General features: G+C 44.1%; 16 protein-coding genes. 15 read left to right on the plus strand and 1 reads right to left on the minus strand.

The annotated features are described in order from the left end of the window. The first annotated feature begins 246 nt into the window (after window positions 1-246). The 15 genes from uppS to ABD943_RS09855 all read left to right on the plus strand — a co-directional run bounded on the left by uppS (window position 247) and on the right by ABD943_RS09855 (window position 17,015). Window positions 247-921 (plus strand): polyprenyl diphosphate synthase, encoded by a 675-nt coding sequence (gene uppS, locus ABD943_RS09785; RefSeq protein ID WP_425559475.1) that lies wholly within the window; start codon window positions 247-249, stop codon window positions 919-921. A 9-nt stretch (window positions 922-930) separates the two neighbouring features. Next, window positions 931-1,809 (plus strand): phosphatidate cytidylyltransferase, encoded by an 879-nt coding sequence (locus ABD943_RS09790; RefSeq protein ID WP_345293007.1) that lies wholly within the window; start codon window positions 931-933, stop codon window positions 1,807-1,809. A 17-nt stretch (window positions 1,810-1,826) separates the two neighbouring features. Then, window positions 1,827-3,041: a 1-deoxy-D-xylulose-5-phosphate reductoisomerase gene (gene ispC / locus ABD943_RS09795; RefSeq protein ID WP_345293008.1), complete on the plus strand. Its 1,215-nt coding sequence runs from the start codon at window positions 1,827-1,829 to the stop codon at window positions 3,039-3,041. Window positions 3,042-3,066: 25 nt separating this feature from the next. Further along, complete coding sequence (gene rseP, locus ABD943_RS09800) at window positions 3,067-4,407, plus strand: RIP metalloprotease RseP (protein ID WP_345293009.1); 1,341 nt, start codon at window positions 3,067-3,069, stop codon at window positions 4,405-4,407. A 12-nt stretch (window positions 4,408-4,419) separates the two neighbouring features. Continuing rightward, window positions 4,420-6,894 (plus strand): outer membrane protein assembly factor BamA, encoded by a 2,475-nt coding sequence (gene bamA / locus ABD943_RS09805; protein ID WP_345293010.1) that lies wholly within the window; start codon window positions 4,420-4,422, stop codon window positions 6,892-6,894. Window positions 6,895-6,911: 17 nt separating this feature from the next. Then, window positions 6,912-7,412 carry an OmpH/Skp family outer membrane protein gene (locus tag ABD943_RS09810; protein WP_345293011.1) on the plus strand — a complete coding sequence of 167 codons (501 nt, stop codon included), beginning with the start codon at window positions 6,912-6,914 and terminating at the stop codon, window positions 7,410-7,412. A gap of 22 nt (window positions 7,413-7,434) precedes the next feature. Beyond that, window positions 7,435-8,481, plus strand: a complete 1,047-nt coding sequence (gene lpxD, locus ABD943_RS09815; RefSeq protein WP_345293012.1) for a UDP-3-O-(3-hydroxymyristoyl)glucosamine N-acyltransferase — start codon at window positions 7,435-7,437, stop codon at window positions 8,479-8,481. Then, window positions 8,474-8,947 carry a 3-hydroxyacyl-ACP dehydratase FabZ gene (gene fabZ, locus ABD943_RS09820; protein ID WP_345293013.1) on the plus strand — a complete coding sequence of 158 codons (474 nt, stop codon included), beginning with the start codon at window positions 8,474-8,476 and terminating at the stop codon, window positions 8,945-8,947. Before lpxD ends, fabZ begins: the two co-directional genes overlap by 8 nt. A gap of 9 nt (window positions 8,948-8,956) precedes the next feature. Then, on the plus strand, window positions 8,957-9,715 hold the full coding sequence (gene lpxA, locus ABD943_RS09825; RefSeq protein WP_345293014.1) for an acyl-ACP--UDP-N-acetylglucosamine O-acyltransferase: 759 nt from the start codon (window positions 8,957-8,959) through the stop codon (window positions 9,713-9,715). Between the two features lie 9 nt (window positions 9,716-9,724). Next, window positions 9,725-10,942, plus strand: coding sequence for a lipid-A-disaccharide synthase (gene lpxB / locus ABD943_RS09830; RefSeq protein WP_345293015.1), 1,218 nt, complete (start codon window positions 9,725-9,727; stop codon window positions 10,940-10,942). Further along, entirely contained in the window at window positions 10,935-11,525 is a 591-nt protein-coding gene (gene rnhB / locus ABD943_RS09835) for a ribonuclease HII (protein WP_345293016.1), read from the plus strand. Before lpxB ends, rnhB begins: the two co-directional genes overlap by 8 nt. 163 nt (window positions 11,526-11,688) lie before the next feature. Further along, the gene (gene dnaE, locus ABD943_RS09840; RefSeq protein WP_345293017.1) at window positions 11,689-15,174 is read left to right on the plus strand and encodes a DNA polymerase III subunit alpha; all 3,486 of its coding nucleotides are present in this window, start codon (window positions 11,689-11,691) and stop codon (window positions 15,172-15,174) included. 20 nt (window positions 15,175-15,194) lie between these two features. Next, window positions 15,195-15,986, plus strand: a complete 792-nt coding sequence (locus tag ABD943_RS09845; protein WP_345293018.1) for an ankyrin repeat domain-containing protein — start codon at window positions 15,195-15,197, stop codon at window positions 15,984-15,986. 161 nt (window positions 15,987-16,147) lie between these two features. Next, on the plus strand, window positions 16,148-16,537 hold the full coding sequence (locus ABD943_RS09850) for an MAPEG family protein (RefSeq protein WP_345293019.1): 390 nt from the start codon (window positions 16,148-16,150) through the stop codon (window positions 16,535-16,537). 67 nt (window positions 16,538-16,604) lie between these two features. Next, complete coding sequence (locus ABD943_RS09855) at window positions 16,605-17,015, plus strand: hypothetical protein (RefSeq protein ID WP_345293020.1); 411 nt, start codon at window positions 16,605-16,607, stop codon at window positions 17,013-17,015. Here ABD943_RS09855 and ABD943_RS09860 read toward each other — a convergent pair. Next, on the minus strand, window positions 17,012-17,596 hold the full coding sequence (locus ABD943_RS09860) for a hypothetical protein (protein ID WP_345293021.1): 585 nt from the start codon (window positions 17,594-17,596) through the stop codon (window positions 17,012-17,014). The genes ABD943_RS09855 and ABD943_RS09860 overlap by 4 nt on opposite strands. Between the last annotated feature and the right edge of the window lie 30 nt (window positions 17,597-17,626).

The following is a 17,626-nucleotide window of genomic DNA, read 5'->3' on the forward strand; positions in this document are numbered from 1 at the left end:
ATTTCAAAAGATACATAGTTACTGATTGTCAGCACCGTGTTTTTGAAGCTTTTCAATGCGTTTCAACATCATAAGATAAGTCACTTTTTATACTATGAATGATGATGTGGCGCCGTGAAACTTTTCACGGCGTTTTCGTATATAATAAATCACTTACTGAATTAAGGGGTTAACCCGCTGTCAGAGGATAAAGTCTTGGAGCAAGAAGTCACACAACAGAATATCCCGCAACATATCGCAATCATTATGGACGGTAATGGACGCTGGGCTCAGGCTCGCGGCAAAAAGCGAATCATGGGACATAAAGCTGGCATGGAACGAGCGCGTGAAATGGCGGAAGTCTGTGGTGATTTGGGCGTTAAGTATCTGACTTTGTTTGCTTTCAGTAGTGAAAACTGGAATCGGCCTAAAGAAGAAGTGAGCTTCTTGATGGAGCTTTTTGCGACTAGCTTAAAAAATGAGTCAAAAAAGCTCAATAAAAATAACGTTAAGTTGACGGTTATTGGCGATAAAGATGGTTTCGATGCAAAACTTCGAAAGGCGATTGATAAAGCGGAAGCTTTGACACAAGACAATGATGGCCTTTACTTACAAATTGCAGCCAACTATGGCGGCCGTTGGGATATGGTTCAAGCTGCAAAACGTTTGGCTGACAAAGGTGAGGCTATTACTGAAGAGTCGATCCAGTCATCGTTAGTGACCGAAAATGGCCCTGAGCCTGACTTGCTGATCCGAACCGGTGGAGAGCAGAGGATTAGTAACTTCTTATTGTGGCAGGCGGCTTACTCTGAACTTTACTTTAGTGATGCCTTGTGGCCGGACTTTGACGGCGGCGCACTGAAAGCGGCTATCGATAATTATAATCAGCGTCAGCGACGTTTCGGCAAAACCGGTGAACAAATCGCGACAGTCAGTCATTAGGGGAATACTGTGTTAAAACAAAGAATTATTACTGCTGTGTTGTTATTGCCGTTAGTGGCGTGCTTATTGTTTCTACCGGATTTATTGATCTTTTCGGCTATTCTAGTACCGGTTTTTGGTATTTTAGCTTGGGAGTGGTCGCGATTATTGCAAACGAATAAGGCCATGCAGTCGATTTTTATCGTGCTGACTCTAGGCGCTATTGGTGGCTTGTTTTATCAGTTGTACCAGCAAAGCTTTTTCACAGAGGCGGCACTGCCGCTATTATGGTACGAGGCATATCCGTTTAAGTTACTGGCGGTGGTACTGTTGGTTTGGGTAGTGGCTTCGATTTCAGTGTTGCTGTACCCCAAAGCGACGACAACGTTGTTTAAAGGCCCTTGGCTAAGAGCTTTGTTTGGCATCGTGATTTTAGCCGCTGCTTGGTTGGCTGTTGTGATTATTCGCAGTTTGTTGATTAATGTTGATTACAACTTAGGTGCCTGGATGTTATTGCTGATGCTGCTCATTATTTGGGGAGCTGATGTTGGTGCTTACTTCGCTGGAAAAACCATGGGAAAGACGAAATTAGCGCCCGTTGTTAGCCCGAATAAAACTTGGGAAGGCGCTGTGGGTGGTTTGGTGCTGGCGGTTATCGTGGGCATGGTTATGGCGTCTTTACTATCGCTGGATGTTGATTGGTTAAAGTTTGCTGTTTTCATTGTGCTGATGGTGGTTTTATCCGTATTTGGCGATTTGTTTGAAAGCATGCTGAAACGACAAGCCAATATTAAAGACAGCAGTCAGATTTTACCGGGTCATGGTGGTCTGCTGGACCGTTTGGATAGCACTCTGTCAGTTGCCCCGTTTTTCGTTGTGGGTGTCCTCTGGTTAGATCTTTTAGGGTAGGGTGTTAGGCTGATTTGATGAGTGATTTTATAAGCGACAAACCGGAACAAGTATGCATTCTAGGTGCGACAGGTTCGATAGGTACAAATACTCTTGATGTGATTCGACGTCACCGAGATAAGTACCATGTTTTTGCGCTAACAGCCCACCGTAATCTTGAGCAATTAAAATTGCAATGTGAAGAGTTTGAGCCCAAATTTGCGGTACTTCCTGAGGCTGAACTTGCCGATGAACTGGCATCCTTTATTAAGTATAAAAAGCTTGATGTTGAGGTGTTACAGGGCGTTGATAATTTAGAGTTTGTGGCGAGCCATCATCAAGTTGATACGGTGATGGCGGCCATTGTTGGAGCGGCTGGTTTATTGCCTACGCTCGCCGCGGCTAAAGCAGGTAAAAAAATCTTGCTGGCAAACAAGGAAGCGCTGGTGATGTCTGGCGCGATTTTTATGGATGCGGTTAAAAAACATGGGGCGACGTTACTCCCCATTGATAGCGAGCATAATGCGATTTTCCAGTGTTTACCTGAGCATTTTGTGGAGCAGGGTATTGAGCAGTGTGGGATTCATAATATTGTATTGACCGGCTCTGGAGGTCCTTTTTTAAAGAAGGATTTAAACCAATTTGCGACCATTACGCCTGATGAAGCTTGCGCTCACCCAAACTGGGATATGGGGCGGAAAATATCGGTTGATTCGGCCACCATGATGAATAAAGGCTTAGAGCTGATCGAGGCTTGCTGGTTGTTTGACGTTAAGCCTGAGCAGATCGAGGTAGTACTGCACCCGCAAAGCATCATTCATTCAATGGTGCGCTATAACGACGGTTCGGTATTGGCACAGATGGGAAATCCTGATATGCGTACGCCTATCGCTCACGCGATGGCTTTCCCTGAGCGAATCAATGCGGGTGTTGCGCCATTAGATTTTATGGAAATATCACAGTTAACCTTTGATCGACCAAGCCAAGAACGTTACCCTTGCCTCGCGCTGGCTAGTGAGGCGATGAAAAAAGGGGGTAACACTCCAGCTCGCTTGAATGCAGCTAATGAGGTAGCGGTTCAGGCGTTCTTAGATGAGAAAATACGCTTTTCACAAATCTCGGAGCTAATTCAGCAAACGTTAACCTCGACTGAGTATGATGAAGCTCTGACGCTAGAGGCAGTATTGGCTGCCGATAAGTTTGCTCGGGATTATGCGCATCAACTCGTTCAACAAATGGTAACCAACCATTAACTAAGCGGATATTGGGAGAAAAGGCGTGCTCACAGCTCTTTGGAGTCTCTTTGGTTTATTAATATTATTAGGCGTTCTGGTGACCTTCCATGAGTGGGGGCATTACTGGGTGGCTAAGAAGCTTGGCGTTAAAGCGTTGCGCTTTTCCGTCGGTTTCGGTAAACCGATTTGGAGTCGCTTCAATAAACAGGGCACAGAGTTCTGTATTGCTCCTATTCCACTCGGGGGATATGTCAAGTTCGTCGATGAGCGAGAAGGTTCTGTCGACGAGGCTGACTTGCCGTATGCCTTTAATCGTCAACCAGTATGGAAGCGAATCTTAATCGTTTTAGCTGGACCCATGGCAAACTTTCTTTTGGCGATTCTGATATATGCCTTCGTCTTTATGCTCGGCATTGCGGTTAGTAAGCCCTTTGTGAGCGAGGTCTATCCTGATACCCCGGCTGCAAAAGCGAACTTTCCTGCAAAAAGTGAAGTGCTGGAAGTTGGCGGGCAGCGAGTCAATAGCACGCAAGACACACTATTTGCTTTGCTTGATCATATTGGTGATGACAAGCAGCTTGACGTTTTAGTTCAGCCGGTTGGTCAAGAGCCGAAGACAGTGACCATAGATATTCGTGAGTGGCAAGAGCCAGAAGAACAGAAAAACCTTTTTAAGGCGCTGGGGGTGGACTTTGGTCCGTTTGATGGCCCGGCCTTGGTCGGAACGGTGGTGGACGGTATGCCAGCGGACGAGGCGGGTATCAGAGAAGGCGACCGCATCGTGAGCATTAATGGCCAAGAGACGCCGTATTGGAGCACGATGGGCAGTATTATTGCTGGTGGCGCAAACCAATCGCTAGAGGTTACTGTGTTAAGAGAGGGGGTGACGACAACACTCAGCATCACTCCTGAGGCTAGAGAGGGGACGAGCGATGTCGGAGTTATAGGCATTGGGGCTGGTTTCCAGAGCTTTAACACCATTCACTACGGCTTTTTTGAGGCGATTGGTAAAGGCTCTCAAGAAACCTGGCAAATGGTGGAGCGGATCACTAGCTTCCTTGGCAAATTGGTTACCGGCAAGCTTTCCATTAAAAACCTTGGAGGCCCTGTTGGTATTGCCCAAGGGGCGGGGCAAACCGCTCAAGCGGGTATGGTTGCATTCTTGCTTTATCTCGCTATGATAAGCGTCAACTTAGGCTTCGTTAATCTACTCCCTATCCCCATGCTCGATGGTGGGCATCTGATGTATTATTTAGCCGAGTTGGTACGTGGAAAACCAGTTTCTGAAAGAATTATGGAACTTGGGATGCGTGTTGGCATCATATTATTGCTTACGTTAATGGCTGTAGCGCTATTTTTTGACATAGACCGATTAAACCAATAGAGACAAGATTAGATGCATTTGATAAGAAAAACGGTAACTGCATTAGTTTTAGCGGGATTATTTTCCAAAGCTCAGGCCATAGAGCCCTTTGTAGTTAAGGATATCCAAGTAGAAGGATTGCAACGTGTTTCCCTAGGTACATTTTTTACAGACTTACCGATTCGTGTTGGTGAGACTATTGATGATGCTCGGGCACCGTCAATTATTCGCGCTGTTTATCGCTCAGGCAACTTTGATTTTGTAAAGCTAGAAAAAGACGGTGATGTACTTAAAGTTGTTGTTGTCGAGCGCCCTATTATCTCTGACATCATTCTCCAAGGTAACAAGGTACTGAAAACTGAACAGTTATTAGAAGGGATGAAGGGTGCAGGTATTGCGAAAGGCGAAGTGTTAGACAGCTTCGTTTTAGACAAGATTGAGCAAGAAATTTCCAGTCAGTACTTTTCAAATGGTCATTATCACCTAAATGTTGATAAGAAGATTGTTGAATTATCTCGCAATAGAATTCAGTTGCGTATTGATATCAAGGAAGGTGGTGCTGCTCGGATTAAAGAGTTTAACTTAATTGGCAACAATGTCTATGACGATCAGGAGCTGACTTCGCAGTTCCAGTTGACTACCGGTGGTTTTTTCTCTTCGATAACCGATGAGGACAAATACTCTAGCACTACTCTTGAAAAAGACTTAGAAACCTTAACGTCTTTTTACAAAGATCGGGGATATTTAAAGTTTAATGTAGATTCCACCAGTATTTCTTTGTCAGAAGATGCCGAAGATATTTATATCACTATTGGTATGACCGAAGGTGAAATTTATAATGTCTCAGAAATAGAAATTTTGGGTGACTTCATTATTGATGAAGAAGTGATACGTAACTTAATCCCTTTGAAAAGTGGTGATGTTTATTCTGCTGCAGCCATGACATTTGCGGAAGAGCAGATCAAGCAATTATTAGGTTTTTATGGCTATGCGTTTGCTGAGGTAAGAACTATTCCTGAGGTTGATGAGGATACCGCAGAAGCTAAGCTGACTGTCTTACTGGAGCCTGGGGAGCGTTTTTACGTTGATAATGTAACCTTTAAAGGTAATGTTAGTACTGATGAAAATGTTTTACGTAGAGAAGTGCGCGTTCAAGAGGGCGGAGCCTTGTCTTCTGCGCAGGTAGAACGTTCTAAGTTACGTTTACAGCGCTTGCCTTTTATTGAGGAAGTAAAGGTCGATACTGTTAAAAAGGAAGGTACTACAGATAGAGCTGACGTTAACTTCGATATTAAAGAACGAAATGCTGCGCAAATCAGTGGTGGTTTTGGCTACAATGACTTTTATGGCTTGAGCATTAATGGTGAGCTATCGCATCAGAACTTTTTGGGAACTGGCAACTCAGCCTCTATTGGATTGAATACTAATAAGGCGATTAAAAGTGCAAATATAAGTTATACGGATAGGTATTTTACTCAAAGCGGTATAGGGCTAAATACAACTCTTAACTTTAGTGAAACGGACTACGGAAAGCTAAACCTTATTGGTCAAAGCTTAGACACTTTGGCTTTTGGGACAACGCTTTATTTCCCCACCAGTGAATTTGCAAACTTTAGTGCAGGTGCTAAAGTATCTCAAAATAGCCTGACTTCACCAGTGACTAGCTCGCAAAGAGTCATAGACTTTTTCAGTTTGCTTGGCGCTAACTCAAGAACAGACTCTGAAGTTGATTTTGACATTTTTTCAGTCAATTTAGGTTATAGATACAACAGCTTAAATAGAGCTATTTTCCCTTCAAAAGGGGTTGACCACAATTGGCGACTAGAGGTTGGAACAGAGGTTGGTGACTTAGAGTTCTATAAAGCGACTTACGACTTCGGCTATTATTTCCCATTGAGTAATGAACGAGAATGGATTTTTTCTTGGCGTGGTAACTTAGCTTATGGTGATGGTTTAGGTGATACCCCATCATTACCATATTTCACCAACTTTTATGCAGGTGGAAGCAGCTCTTTACGTGGGTTTGAAGGAAACTCTGTAGGGCCTAGAGATATTCAAAGAATAAGAACATCGGTTGATGTTCCAGGAACAATTCCTGGTAGCGGAGGGACGACAGTATTCTTGCCAGAAGAAAATGACCGTATAGCTATTACCCCATATTCAATAGGCGGTAATGCAAAGTTTATTACCTCATTTGAGCTTATTTTCCCTACACCATTTATTGAGGATAGCTCAAATGTGAGAACAAGTTTCTTTGTTGATGCAGGTAATGTATGGGATACTGAATTTGACCGTAGCAGATTTGAAAACTTAGAAATTAGTCCGAACAGTCGATTTAGTACGGTTCCTGACTTCAGTGATGCTGATAACTACAGAGCCTCTTATGGTATATCGTTGCAATGGTATTCTCCATTTGCTCCACTACAGTTTAGTTTATCGCGCCCGATTAAAAGCGAGGCGTTTGATGATACCGAAACCTTTACCTTCAATATTGGTAAGACATTTTAATTAATTGGAGATTTATTTTGAAAAAATTAGTTTTTACATTTTTATTGAGTGCTTTAATGATTCCTGCCTTAGCAAATGCAGAGATGAACATCGCTGTGATCGATACAAACTACATCATGGCTAAAAGTCCAGAGCGTGATACTGTCAAAGAAACGTTGAGCAAAGAATTTGAAGGACGCAAAGGGCAGCTTGAAAGAGAATTTAAAAAGTTAGAAGATGATCGTACAAATTATGTAAATAATGCTCAAACTATGTCTGAGTCTCAACGCACTCAGGCAGAGCGTGATTTGAAGAAGCGTGCCTCTGACTTTAAATTGAAAGAAGATGCTTACAAAGAAGACTTTCAGCGTCGTACTCAAGAAGAAATGCGAAAAGTTGGTCAAAAACTTCAGCAAGCTGTTGAAGCTGTATCGAAACAAGGCGGTTATGATATGTTAATTGATCGTCGTGCAGTTCCTTACATGGGTGCTAAAGTAAAAGACGTTTCGGACCAAGTACTTCAGCAAATGACTAAATAGTCATAACGTATAAGGAGTTGTTTTGGAAAAAACACTTCAAGAGTTAGCTCAGTTAATTGATGCTGAGCTACAAGGAGAGCCGCAGTTAACCATTACTGCGGTTTTGCCGTTAGATAAGGCGAAAAAAAATCACATTAGCTTTATTAACGAACCCAAATATATAGCTCGAATTGATGAGTGCAAAGCGGGCGCTTTAATTGTAACACCTGACGTCGCAAAAGAAGCCGAGGGTAACTTCTTGGTGATGGCTAATCCTTACCTCGGTTTTGCTAAGGCTGCGCAGATTTTCGATACCACGCCGGTGCCTGAACCGCAGATACATGCATCAGCAGTCATTGCTGATGATGCCTTACTTGGTGAGAGTGTCTCCATTGGGCCAAACGTTGTTATCGGTACGGGTGTTCAAATTGGCGACAATGTTGTTATTGAATCTGGCGTATCTGTCGGGAATAACAGCATTATTGGGGCTGATAGCCGCATTTATCCAAATACAGTGCTGTATCATGGTGTGACCCTAGGCAGAAACTGTATTATCCACGCTAACGTGGTCATAGGCTCTGATGGCTTTGGCTATGCGAATGATCAGGGAGCCTGGGTCAAAATCCCGCAGGTCGGCGGTGTGGCTATTGGAGACGATGTTGAAATCGGCGCCCACACAGCCATCGACAGAGGCGCGCTGGAAGACACTATCATTGGTAAAGGTGTGAAACTGGATAATCACATTCATGTGGCCCATAATGTGCAGATTGGTGATTACACTGCTGTTGCAGGATGTACCGCGATTGCCGGTAGTGCTGTTATAGGGAAATATTGTACAATTGCAGGCCGAGTGAGCATTTTGGGGCACTTGAGTGTTTGTGACAAAGCGCATATTACGGCGACAACATTTGTAAATAAATCAATTACTAAACCTGGAGCCTACTCATCAGGCACCACGTTCCAAGATAATAAAGAGTGGCAAAAAAGCGCGATACGGTTCCGCCAATTGGATTCGATGTGGCGCAAAATGAAGCAGCTCGAAAAGCAGATGCTTCAGTTGAATAAAGACAGAGATATTGACAATGAGTAATGACAACCAGTCTAAAGAAATGAGCAGCATGGACATTTACGAAGTGATGAAGCACTTGCCTCATCGCTATCCTTTCTTATTAATTGACCGTGTACTTGATTACACCGCAGGTGAGAGATTAACAGCCATTAAAAACGTAACTGTTAATGAGCCTTTTTTTCCAGGTCACTTCCCTCATCGCCCAGTATTCCCAGGAGTCTTGATGCTAGAGGCTATGGCACAAGCAACCGGGATTTTGGCATTTAAAACGACCGAGGATTTGCCTAGTGAAGAGTCGTTGTACTACTTTGTTGGTATTGATAATGCTCGTTTTAAAAAGCCCGTTGAGCCAGGCGATCAGTTATTGATGGAAGTTGAAGTTGTTAAGCGCAAACGTGATATGTGGAAATTTAAAGCCACGGCAACCGTAGACGGTAAAGTCGTGTGTTCAGCTGATTTAATGTGTGCAAGAAAAGACATATCGTAAGGATAAAGAGTGATTCATCAAACCGCTATTATTGACCCAACCGCAACCATTGCGGATAACGTTGAGATTGGCCCATACTCTATTATCGGGGCTCATAGCTCGATTGGAGAAGGAACGGTTGTTGGACCTCATGTTGTTATTGGCTCTTATACGGAGATAGGTAAAAATAACCGCTTTTATCAATTTTCTTCTATCGGTGAAGAGAATCAAGATAAGAAGTATTCTGGGGAGCCAACGAAAACCATTATTGGTGACGGTAACGTTTTTCGCGAATGCTGTACGGTACACCGTGGCACTGTTCAAGATAGGGGCGAAACCCGTATTGGAGACGGTGGTTGGTTTATGGCGTACACCCATATCGCGCATGACTGTAACTTGGGCGATAACATTATCATGTCCAACAACGCGACCTTAGCCGGTCACGTAAAAGTTGGTGACTTTGTTATTCTATCTGGCTTCGCTAAAATCCATCAGTTCTGCAAAATTGGTGCTCATGCTTTTGTGGGGATGGACTGCGCAATCAGTAAAGATATTCCGCCATTTGTCTTGGTCGCTGAGAACGCTCCTTATGGTTTGAATGCAGAAGGTTTAAAGCGCCGCGGTTTTTCAGCTGAGACCATTAGTACTCTAAAAAAAGCGTACCGATTGCTTTATCGTAAGTCCTTGAAGATTGACGAAGCGATTGCTGAAATGTCGCAGCTTGATGATGAGAGTGTCGACTATCTTATTGAATTTTTAGAGTCCGTTGAGCGTGGCATTTTGAGATAAGCCCACTCGATGTCTTCTGTGAAACCCATTCAACGCATTGCTATTGTCGCCGGAGAAGCCTCCGGCGATATTCTAGGTGCAGGCCTAATTTCTGAGTTAAGAAAAAAGTATCCTAATGCCGTTTTTGAAGGTATCGCTGGCCCTTTAATGCAGAAAGAAGGCTGCGCGAGCCTTTACCCCATGGAGTCTTTATCGGTCATGGGGCTGATGCCAATCCTAAAAAAACTACCAGAATTGCTGAAAATGCGTGCAGATTTGGCTCGTTATTGGATTGATACCAAGCCTGATTTGTTTATCGGTATTGATGCCCCCGAGTTTAATATTGGCTTAGAGCAAAAGTTGAAGCGTAACGGCATCAGAACGGTGCATTACGTCAGTCCTTCAGTTTGGGCATGGCGTCCTAAGCGTATCCATAAAATAAAGAAAGCGGTTGATTTAATGTTGTGCCTCTTTCCTTTCGAGCAAAAGATTTATCAGCACCATGCCATTGATAACTTTTGCGTGGGGCACCCACTAGCCGATGACGTGCCACTTGAATCAGATAAACAGGTTGCCAGAGAGGCTTTAGGTATCGAACCTGACGGTTCATTGATATGTTTGATGCCGGGCAGTCGAGGCTCTGAGATGAAGCTGTTAGGGCCTGACTTCATTGATGCAGCCGTATTACTCAAGCAGTTTTTCCCTAAGCTCCGTTTTGTTGCGCCAATGGCGAATAACAAACGTCGAGTGCAGTTTCAAAGTCAGCTTACTGAGGCCGAGGCTAAGCATGGAGGGTTACCGCCTATCACATTAGTGGATGGTCAGTCGCGGACGGTTATGGCAGCGGCGGATTACATTGTGATGGCTTCCGGAACAGCAACGTTAGAGGCTATGCTAATAAAGCGACCAACGGTGGTGGCTTATAAAGTCGGCCCTATCAGTTATCGAGTGTTTAAGAGGTTGCTTGCTATCGACACTTTTGCCATTCCTAACCTATTGTCGAAAAAACTGTTATTGCCTGAGTTAATTCAAGAAGACTGTACGCCCGATAATCTCTTTGCTGAAGTTCGAGCCTGGATAGGAGATAAAGACAATAATGGCGGCCAGCGCTGGCAGGAAGTTCACCAAGCGTTTCTAGAGTGGCACCAAGCGTTGAAAAAAGATGCCAACGTGTACGCCGCTAACTCGATTGAGCACTGGTGGTCAGAAAACGGTATTAGACAGCAGGGGGTACTCGAGAATGGATAACTCCTTGAATCAGAGACCTTTACTGGTCGCCGGAGTTGATGAGGTTGGCCGCGGGCCATTAGCTGGGCCAGTAGTCGCAGCCGCGGTTATTCTTGATCCAAGCAAGCCTATTGAAGGTTTGGCTGATTCAAAAAAACTCACAGAAAAGCGCCGTGAATCACTGGCACTAGAGATTAAAGAAAAAGCATTGGCTTGGTCGATTTGCCGAGCTGATGTCGAAGAGATTGATAAAATCAACATCTTACAGGCCAGCTTGTTGGCCATGAAACGGAGTGTTGAAAGTCTCTCGCACCAACCTGAGTTAGCGCTGATTGATGGCAACCATTGTCCTAAGTTGGACTGCGCCATGGAGGCCATAATCAAGGGCGACAGTAAAGAGCCTGCGATCAGTGCGGCGTCTATCTTGGCGAAGGTGGCGCGCGACAATGAAATGGTTGAGATGGAAGAAAAATACCCGGGTTACGGTTTTGCCAAGCACAAGGGCTACCCAACCAAGCAGCACCGAGAAGCTATTATTAAGCTGGGGATTACGGACATCCACAGAAAATCCTACGCTCCAGTACAACAGCAGCTGAATTTATGATCATCGAAATGGACTGAGATCAACTCATGTTCATTTTGAGACACGCTCTGTAAGAATATTACTGCAATGCAGCGATGACCTCCTTATAATGAGTAAGTCTGTATAAACCAAGACTTACGATAACGACTTAAAGTTGCACAACAATAATGACGGCACGTTAACTATGGCACCTCGCTTTGTTCATTTAAAAGTTCATACTGAATACTCTATGGTGGATAGCTTAGTCAGGGTAAAGCCTCTGCTAGCTGACTGTGTTGAGCGTCAGGTTCCGGCGATCGCCATGACGGATCAAATGAACATGTGTGGCTTGGTTAAGTTTTACTCCACAGCGGTTAAGTCTGGGGTTAAGCCGATTGCTGGCGCTGATCTATTAGTCGAAGATCCAGAAGACGAAGATAGTTACTTTCGGGTAACTGCTCTGTGCATGAACACCGACGGATACTTAAACCTTAAGTACATCATTTCGCGTGCCTATTTAAAGAACCAACAACGAGGTTTGCCGCTAGTTAAGAAAGAATGGCTGGCTGAGTTGAATGGCGGTCTCATCATTCTTTCTGGAGCGAAAGAAGGGGATATCGGTAAAGCCGTCTTAGCTGGAAAAATGGACAAGGCAGCTGAATTCCTAGGTTTTTGGAACCACCACTTCTCGAATCGTTTCTACTTAGAGTTACAAAGAACGGGGCGCCCCTACGAAAACGAATATATTCATCAAGTCATTGGTTTAGCCCAAGGCTCCAGTACGCCAGTTGTTGCGACCAATGATGTCCGCTTTTTATTAAAAGAAGACTTCGACGCTCACGAAGCTCGAGTATGCATTAACCAAGGTCGTGTGCTTGCCGATCCGAGACGTCCCCGGGATTACTCGGAGCAGCAATATCTCCGCACTGAAGATGAGATGGTTGAGCTCTTTGATGATATTCCAGAAGCGATTGAAAACACGGTGGAAATTGCTAAGCGATGTAACATGGACTTACGCCTTGGAGAGTATTTCTTACCGGAGTTCCCAATCCCTGATGGCTTGACCATTGATCAGTATTTTGAGCAAGTATCAAAGGATGGCTTAGAAGAACGACTGGATCATTTATATGATCGCAACGCGGATAATTTCGCTGAAATCCGTAAGCCCTATGATGAGCGCCTACAAATTGAATTAGACGTCATTAACTCTATGGGCTTCCCCGGATACTTTTTGATCGTTGGTGACTTTATTCAGTGGTCAAAAGATAACGGTGTGCCAGTAGGCCCCGGTCGTGGTTCTGGTGCGGGCTCATTAGTCGCGTACGCGATGAAAATTACTGACCTTGATCCGCTCGAATTCGACCTCCTTTTTGAGAGATTCTTGAATCCAGAGCGGGTTTCGATGCCTGACTTTGACGTCGACTTCTGTATGGAAGGGCGTGATCGTGTGATTGATTATGTGGCAGAGCGCTACGGCCGTAACAGTGTATCGCAGATTATTACGTTCGGTACCATGGCGGCGAAAGCGGTGATTCGAGATGTGGGGCGTGTATTAAGTCATCCTTATGGGTTTGTCGATAAGATCGCCAAGCTTATTCCGTTTGAAGTCGGTATGACGCTGGAAAAGGCCTACGAGCAAGAGCCTGAACTGCCACGGATGTACGAGGAAGACGAAGACTTCCGTGAAGTTTGGGATTTGGCGCGTAAGTTAGAAGGCGTCAAGCGTAACGCTGGTAAGCACGCCGGTGGTGTGGTCATTGCGCCAGCTGACTTGGAAGAGTTTGCGCCACTGTATTGTGATGAAACCGGAGCTAACGTCGTTACCCAGTTTGATAAGGATGATGTTGAAAGCGCAGGCCTTGTTAAGTTTGACTTCCTGGGTTTGCGAACGCTGACTATTATCGACTGGGCGCTGGAAACGACCAATTCGATTTTACAGAAAAGAGGCGAAGCGCCGGTCGACATTACTAAGATCGATACTGAAGATCCAGAAGTCTTTAAGTTATTGCAGTCGGCTAATACTACCGCGGTTTTCCAGCTGGAATCTCGCGGCATGAAAGATTTGATTAAGCGATTAAAGCCGAACCGTTTTGAAGATATTATCGCTTTGGTGGCTTTGTTCCGTCCCGGCCCACTTCAGTCGGGCATGGTTGATGACTTTATTCGACGTAAGCACGGTTTGGATAAAGTCTCTTATCCTCATCCGGATTATCAGCACGAGTGGCTACAAGACACGCTTGAACCGACGTATGGCATTATTCTCTACCAGGAGCAGGTAATGCAGATTGCGCAGGTCTTAGCGGGTTACTCGCTGGGCGGCGCGGATATTTTGCGTCGTGCGATGGGTAAGAAAAAAGCTGAGGAGATGGAGAAGCAGCGTAGCATCTTTAAAGAAGGCGCTGAGAGAAATGGTGTCGATGGCGACTTAGCCATGAAGATTTTTGACTTGGTTGAAAAATTCGCAGGCTACGGTTTTAACAAGTCGCACTCAGCCGCTTATGCACTTGTCGCTTACCAAACAGCGTGGCTTAAAACGCACCATCCAGCTTCCTTCATGGCGGCTGTAATGTCGTCGGATATGGATAACACTGATAAGGTGGTGACTTATGTGGAAGATGCCGAAATGCAAGGTATCACCATTACGCCACCCGACGTCAACAAAGGACAGTACCGCTTCTCCGTCGATGAAGAAGGGCGTATCGTTTATGGTATCGGCGCGATTAAAGGTGTTGGTGAAGGCGCAATTGAAAGCATCGTTAACGAGCGTGAGGCCAACGGTCCTTATGACGATCTATTCGACTTCTGTAGTCGCGTCGATCTGAAAAAAGCTAATCGTCGTGTTTTAGAATCTCTTATTCGTGCGGGTGCCTTGGATCAGCTGGGGCCAAACCGTGCCACATTGATGGCGTCGCTTGACGAAGCGATTAAAGCCGCTGAACAATTCAATAAAAGCCAAGAAGTCGGGCAAGACGACTTGTTTGGTAGTGTTGTCGCGACAACGGCCAGCGAGCAGCATCAGTATGTACGCGTTCGCCCATGGACTGACGAGCAGGTGTTACAGGGCGAAAAGGACACACTAGGCCTCTATTTAACAGGCCATCCGATTGACCGCTACGTGCCAGAAATTCAGCAGATGAGCGTGACTCGCCTACGTGATTTACAACCCACAGGGCGAGGCCGAACAGCGAGAGTTGCGGGCCTGATCATTGCTATGCGCGTGATGACGACGAAGCGCGGTGACAAGATGGGCATTTTGACTATCGACGATAAATCGGGCAGATGTGATGTTACTGTATACGCTGAGACTTTTGAGCGTTATCGAGACGTACTAACCAAAGACAGCGTGGTAGTGATTGATGGTGAAGCCCGCCATGATGATTATTCTGGTGGCACAAGTGTTAGCGCCAACAGCGTCCTATCCTTTGAGCAAGCCCGTGAGCAGTACTGCAAAAAAATCGTCATAACCGTTTCCGATACCATTATTGGCCCAGACACCATGACCGAGTTGCATGAAAAGCTTAATCAGCACAAAGATGGAAGTTGTCCAGTCGTGGTCAACTTACAGTATCAGCAAGCCAAGTTATCCGCGGACTATAAGCTTGCCCCAGAGTGGGCGGTGCAGCCAGCCGACGCACTGGTGTTCGCATTGAAGCATATACCGGGATGTGTTGAGGCGAAGGTGGAGTATTAATTACTGAAAAGGAAAAGCAAATGAAGAGCTATATGCTTGTTATCTTTTTATTTCTTTACGCCGGAGTATTAGACGCTAAGGAATCAGAAAGGACGTTAGAAAAACTTGGTTACTCTAGTACTATCGAGTCATTCGAACGAGCAATTAAAAGAGATGATCTAGAAGCGCTTAAAATTTATATTGACTCAGGCATCGTAGATACATTCAGAAAGGAAAAGAAGAATCCCATTGGCACATTAGCTTTTCATGGTAGCCGGGAAGCTTTCAAGCTGTGGCTTGATTACTTTAATCCGCCTTCTGGCGCTTACGCTTATGAGAAAACGATGTGGTTTTTTATTGGTATAGGAAAGGAAAAGCATGCCATATTATTATCAGAATATATTGAAGACCCTAACTATACTTTTGATTACGGGATGTCGCTTTTATTAACTGCTTCGCAGCAAGGGATGATGACAGTTGTACAAAAACTAGTTGAGCTTGGTGCCTCTCCAAATGCTTCTGATGATTTTGGTAATATTGCTGCTACTTTAGCCATTAGAAATGATAATTTAGAAACTTATAAATTTTTAATTAAAAATACAGACTTTTCAAAAGTTACTGAACTTTCTGTAAAATCGCTTTTAGGTTCTATTATGCGAAATAGAAATTTTAATGTTGAAGCATTAAGGTTTCTCTTTGGCACTTCTAATATTCCGTTAACAAATGCAAACTATAACATTCTTATAAGAAGCGAAAGACAAATAGGCAATCAAAGCACAGAAGCTTATCAGCTAATTGAAGATGCATTTAAGTTTGTAAAAGAAACTTGGTGATTGTCTATGACTTTTGTCAGTTATCCTTTTAAGAAATTATAAAATTTATATGCTCGCCTTAGTTATTGGTTTTTTGATAGCTTCAATTATTGCAGACGAAAGTCTATTCCGAACTATTGTGATGATTATTAATGTGAACTAATAATATTAGGGGTAATGAAGTGGATACTAACTTATTACTTTACCCAATGCTTGCTCACGTTCTGTGGGTGGCATTTCTCTATGTATTGCTTACGGTGGTGCGTGCGCCTGCGGTATGGGGATTTATTCAGTCTAAGAGGGCGTCGTGGGCTGAGGTTGAGCCGCGTATTAGTGCGAATTTGTCGAATCAGTTTGAGTGGCCGTTATTCTTTTATGTGGTGTGCGTGCTATTAGTGAGTCAGGGAGGCGTGGTTGAGCCTCTGCAGGTTTGGTTGGCTTGGGTGTTTGTTGCTGGGCGATTGGTTCATAGTTTTGTACAGATACTGACGAACAATATTCGCTTTAGAGGACTTATTTTTACTATTAACTTCTTAGCAGTTCTAGCTATGTGGGCTGTTATGTTGATTTAGGTTATATCTTACTTATAATCAGGCGTGTTGAATCTTATTAGAATATTATAAATATAGGGACTTAGGCATGAAGTTTATTATTAAAGACTTTTTTTTCGCATGCGTTGCTTCTGTTGTTTTGTACTATCTTGTTGTGGCTTCGGTTGGTATTGCTGCAGCGCTAGCTATTCCCAATGGATATATTGAGTGGTTCAGGAAAGAAGAAATTTTGAAGTTTGGTGTTTATCTGTGGAGTGTTATGACGATTATCCCCGCACAGGCGATTCCCACTATTATCATCACATACATTATCGCTAGGTTTTTGGTAGATAATGTTAAGGTTTTCTGTGCTGCATTGATATTAATTTATATTATTTACTATGCAGTAGAGTATAGGGGTTTTGGTTCTTTAGGGGTGGCTTTGATATACCCATTATCTATTGTACTAGCTGGTTATTTAGCGCAAAAAGTAAGAGCTAAAAAGAGCATCTCTGATTAATTACTAACTCCAAACCGCCAGCTAAAGTTGTTTCGTTTCCACATCATGGCGGTTAAGCCGAAGTAAAGTGACATATAGAGGGCGAAGTGCCATTCGATGATGTTTTCAGCCTGATCTGCCCAGCTTACGCCGGTGGCTTTGATGATGACGTTGGCGATACCAAGGCACCAATAAAGGATCATTAAGATGAGCTGTGTTTTTAGGTATTTTTGCGATTGTCTATCCAATGTCTGTCTGGCTTTTTGTAAGCTTCGGATGCTGAGCATTTGTGCTAATACGGTGAGGGCGAAGTAGAAGGTTATGCCGTAGCGTCGCATAAATTGGTAAAAATCACCTTCGGTACCGAGGAAGTTTACGTAGAGGATTAAAAACAATGCGCCGATACTGCCAAGGATAAATATAGACCGGTGTGTTTTATCGGTTATTTGTTTTAACCAGATACTCTGTAGATACCAAAAAAATACTAATAAAGCAGCGGTTGGCATCATCAGCCCGCGAAATATGAATATGGCATTGCCCTCGCGAGCAGCTCTGCTGATCGAGGTGCAACCTTGAAGATAAGGAACGCATTCTCTAGCCACACCCTCCCATAACCCAAGAAAAAACGCCCC

The sequence above is a fragment of the Kangiella marina genome (assembly GCF_039541235.1).
GTDB lineage: Bacteria > Pseudomonadota > Gammaproteobacteria > Enterobacterales > Kangiellaceae > Kangiella > Kangiella marina.

What these genes read in the sequence shown, in the direction of transcription:
- bamA (WP_345293010.1), top strand. Translation starts at nt 4,420, where the DNA reads ATGCATTTGATAAGAAAAACGGTAACTGCATTAGTTTTAGCGGGATTA.
- ABD943_RS09855 (WP_345293020.1), top strand. Translation starts at nt 16,605, where the DNA reads ATGAAGTTTATTATTAAAGACTTTTTTTTCGCATGCGTTGCTTCTGTT.
- ispC (WP_345293008.1), top strand. Translation starts at nt 1,827, where the DNA reads ATGAGTGATTTTATAAGCGACAAACCGGAACAAGTATGCATTCTAGGT.
- rnhB (WP_345293016.1), top strand. Translation starts at nt 10,935, where the DNA reads ATGGATAACTCCTTGAATCAGAGACCTTTACTGGTCGCCGGAGTTGAT.
- dnaE (WP_345293017.1), top strand. Translation starts at nt 11,689, where the DNA reads ATGGCACCTCGCTTTGTTCATTTAAAAGTTCATACTGAATACTCTATG.
- fabZ (WP_345293013.1), top strand. Translation starts at nt 8,474, where the DNA reads ATGAGTAATGACAACCAGTCTAAAGAAATGAGCAGCATGGACATTTAC.
- ABD943_RS09845 (WP_345293018.1), top strand. Translation starts at nt 15,195, where the DNA reads ATGAAGAGCTATATGCTTGTTATCTTTTTATTTCTTTACGCCGGAGTA.
- lpxB (WP_345293015.1), top strand. Translation starts at nt 9,725, where the DNA reads ATGTCTTCTGTGAAACCCATTCAACGCATTGCTATTGTCGCCGGAGAA.
- uppS (WP_425559475.1), top strand. Translation starts at nt 247, where the DNA reads ATGGACGGTAATGGACGCTGGGCTCAGGCTCGCGGCAAAAAGCGAATC.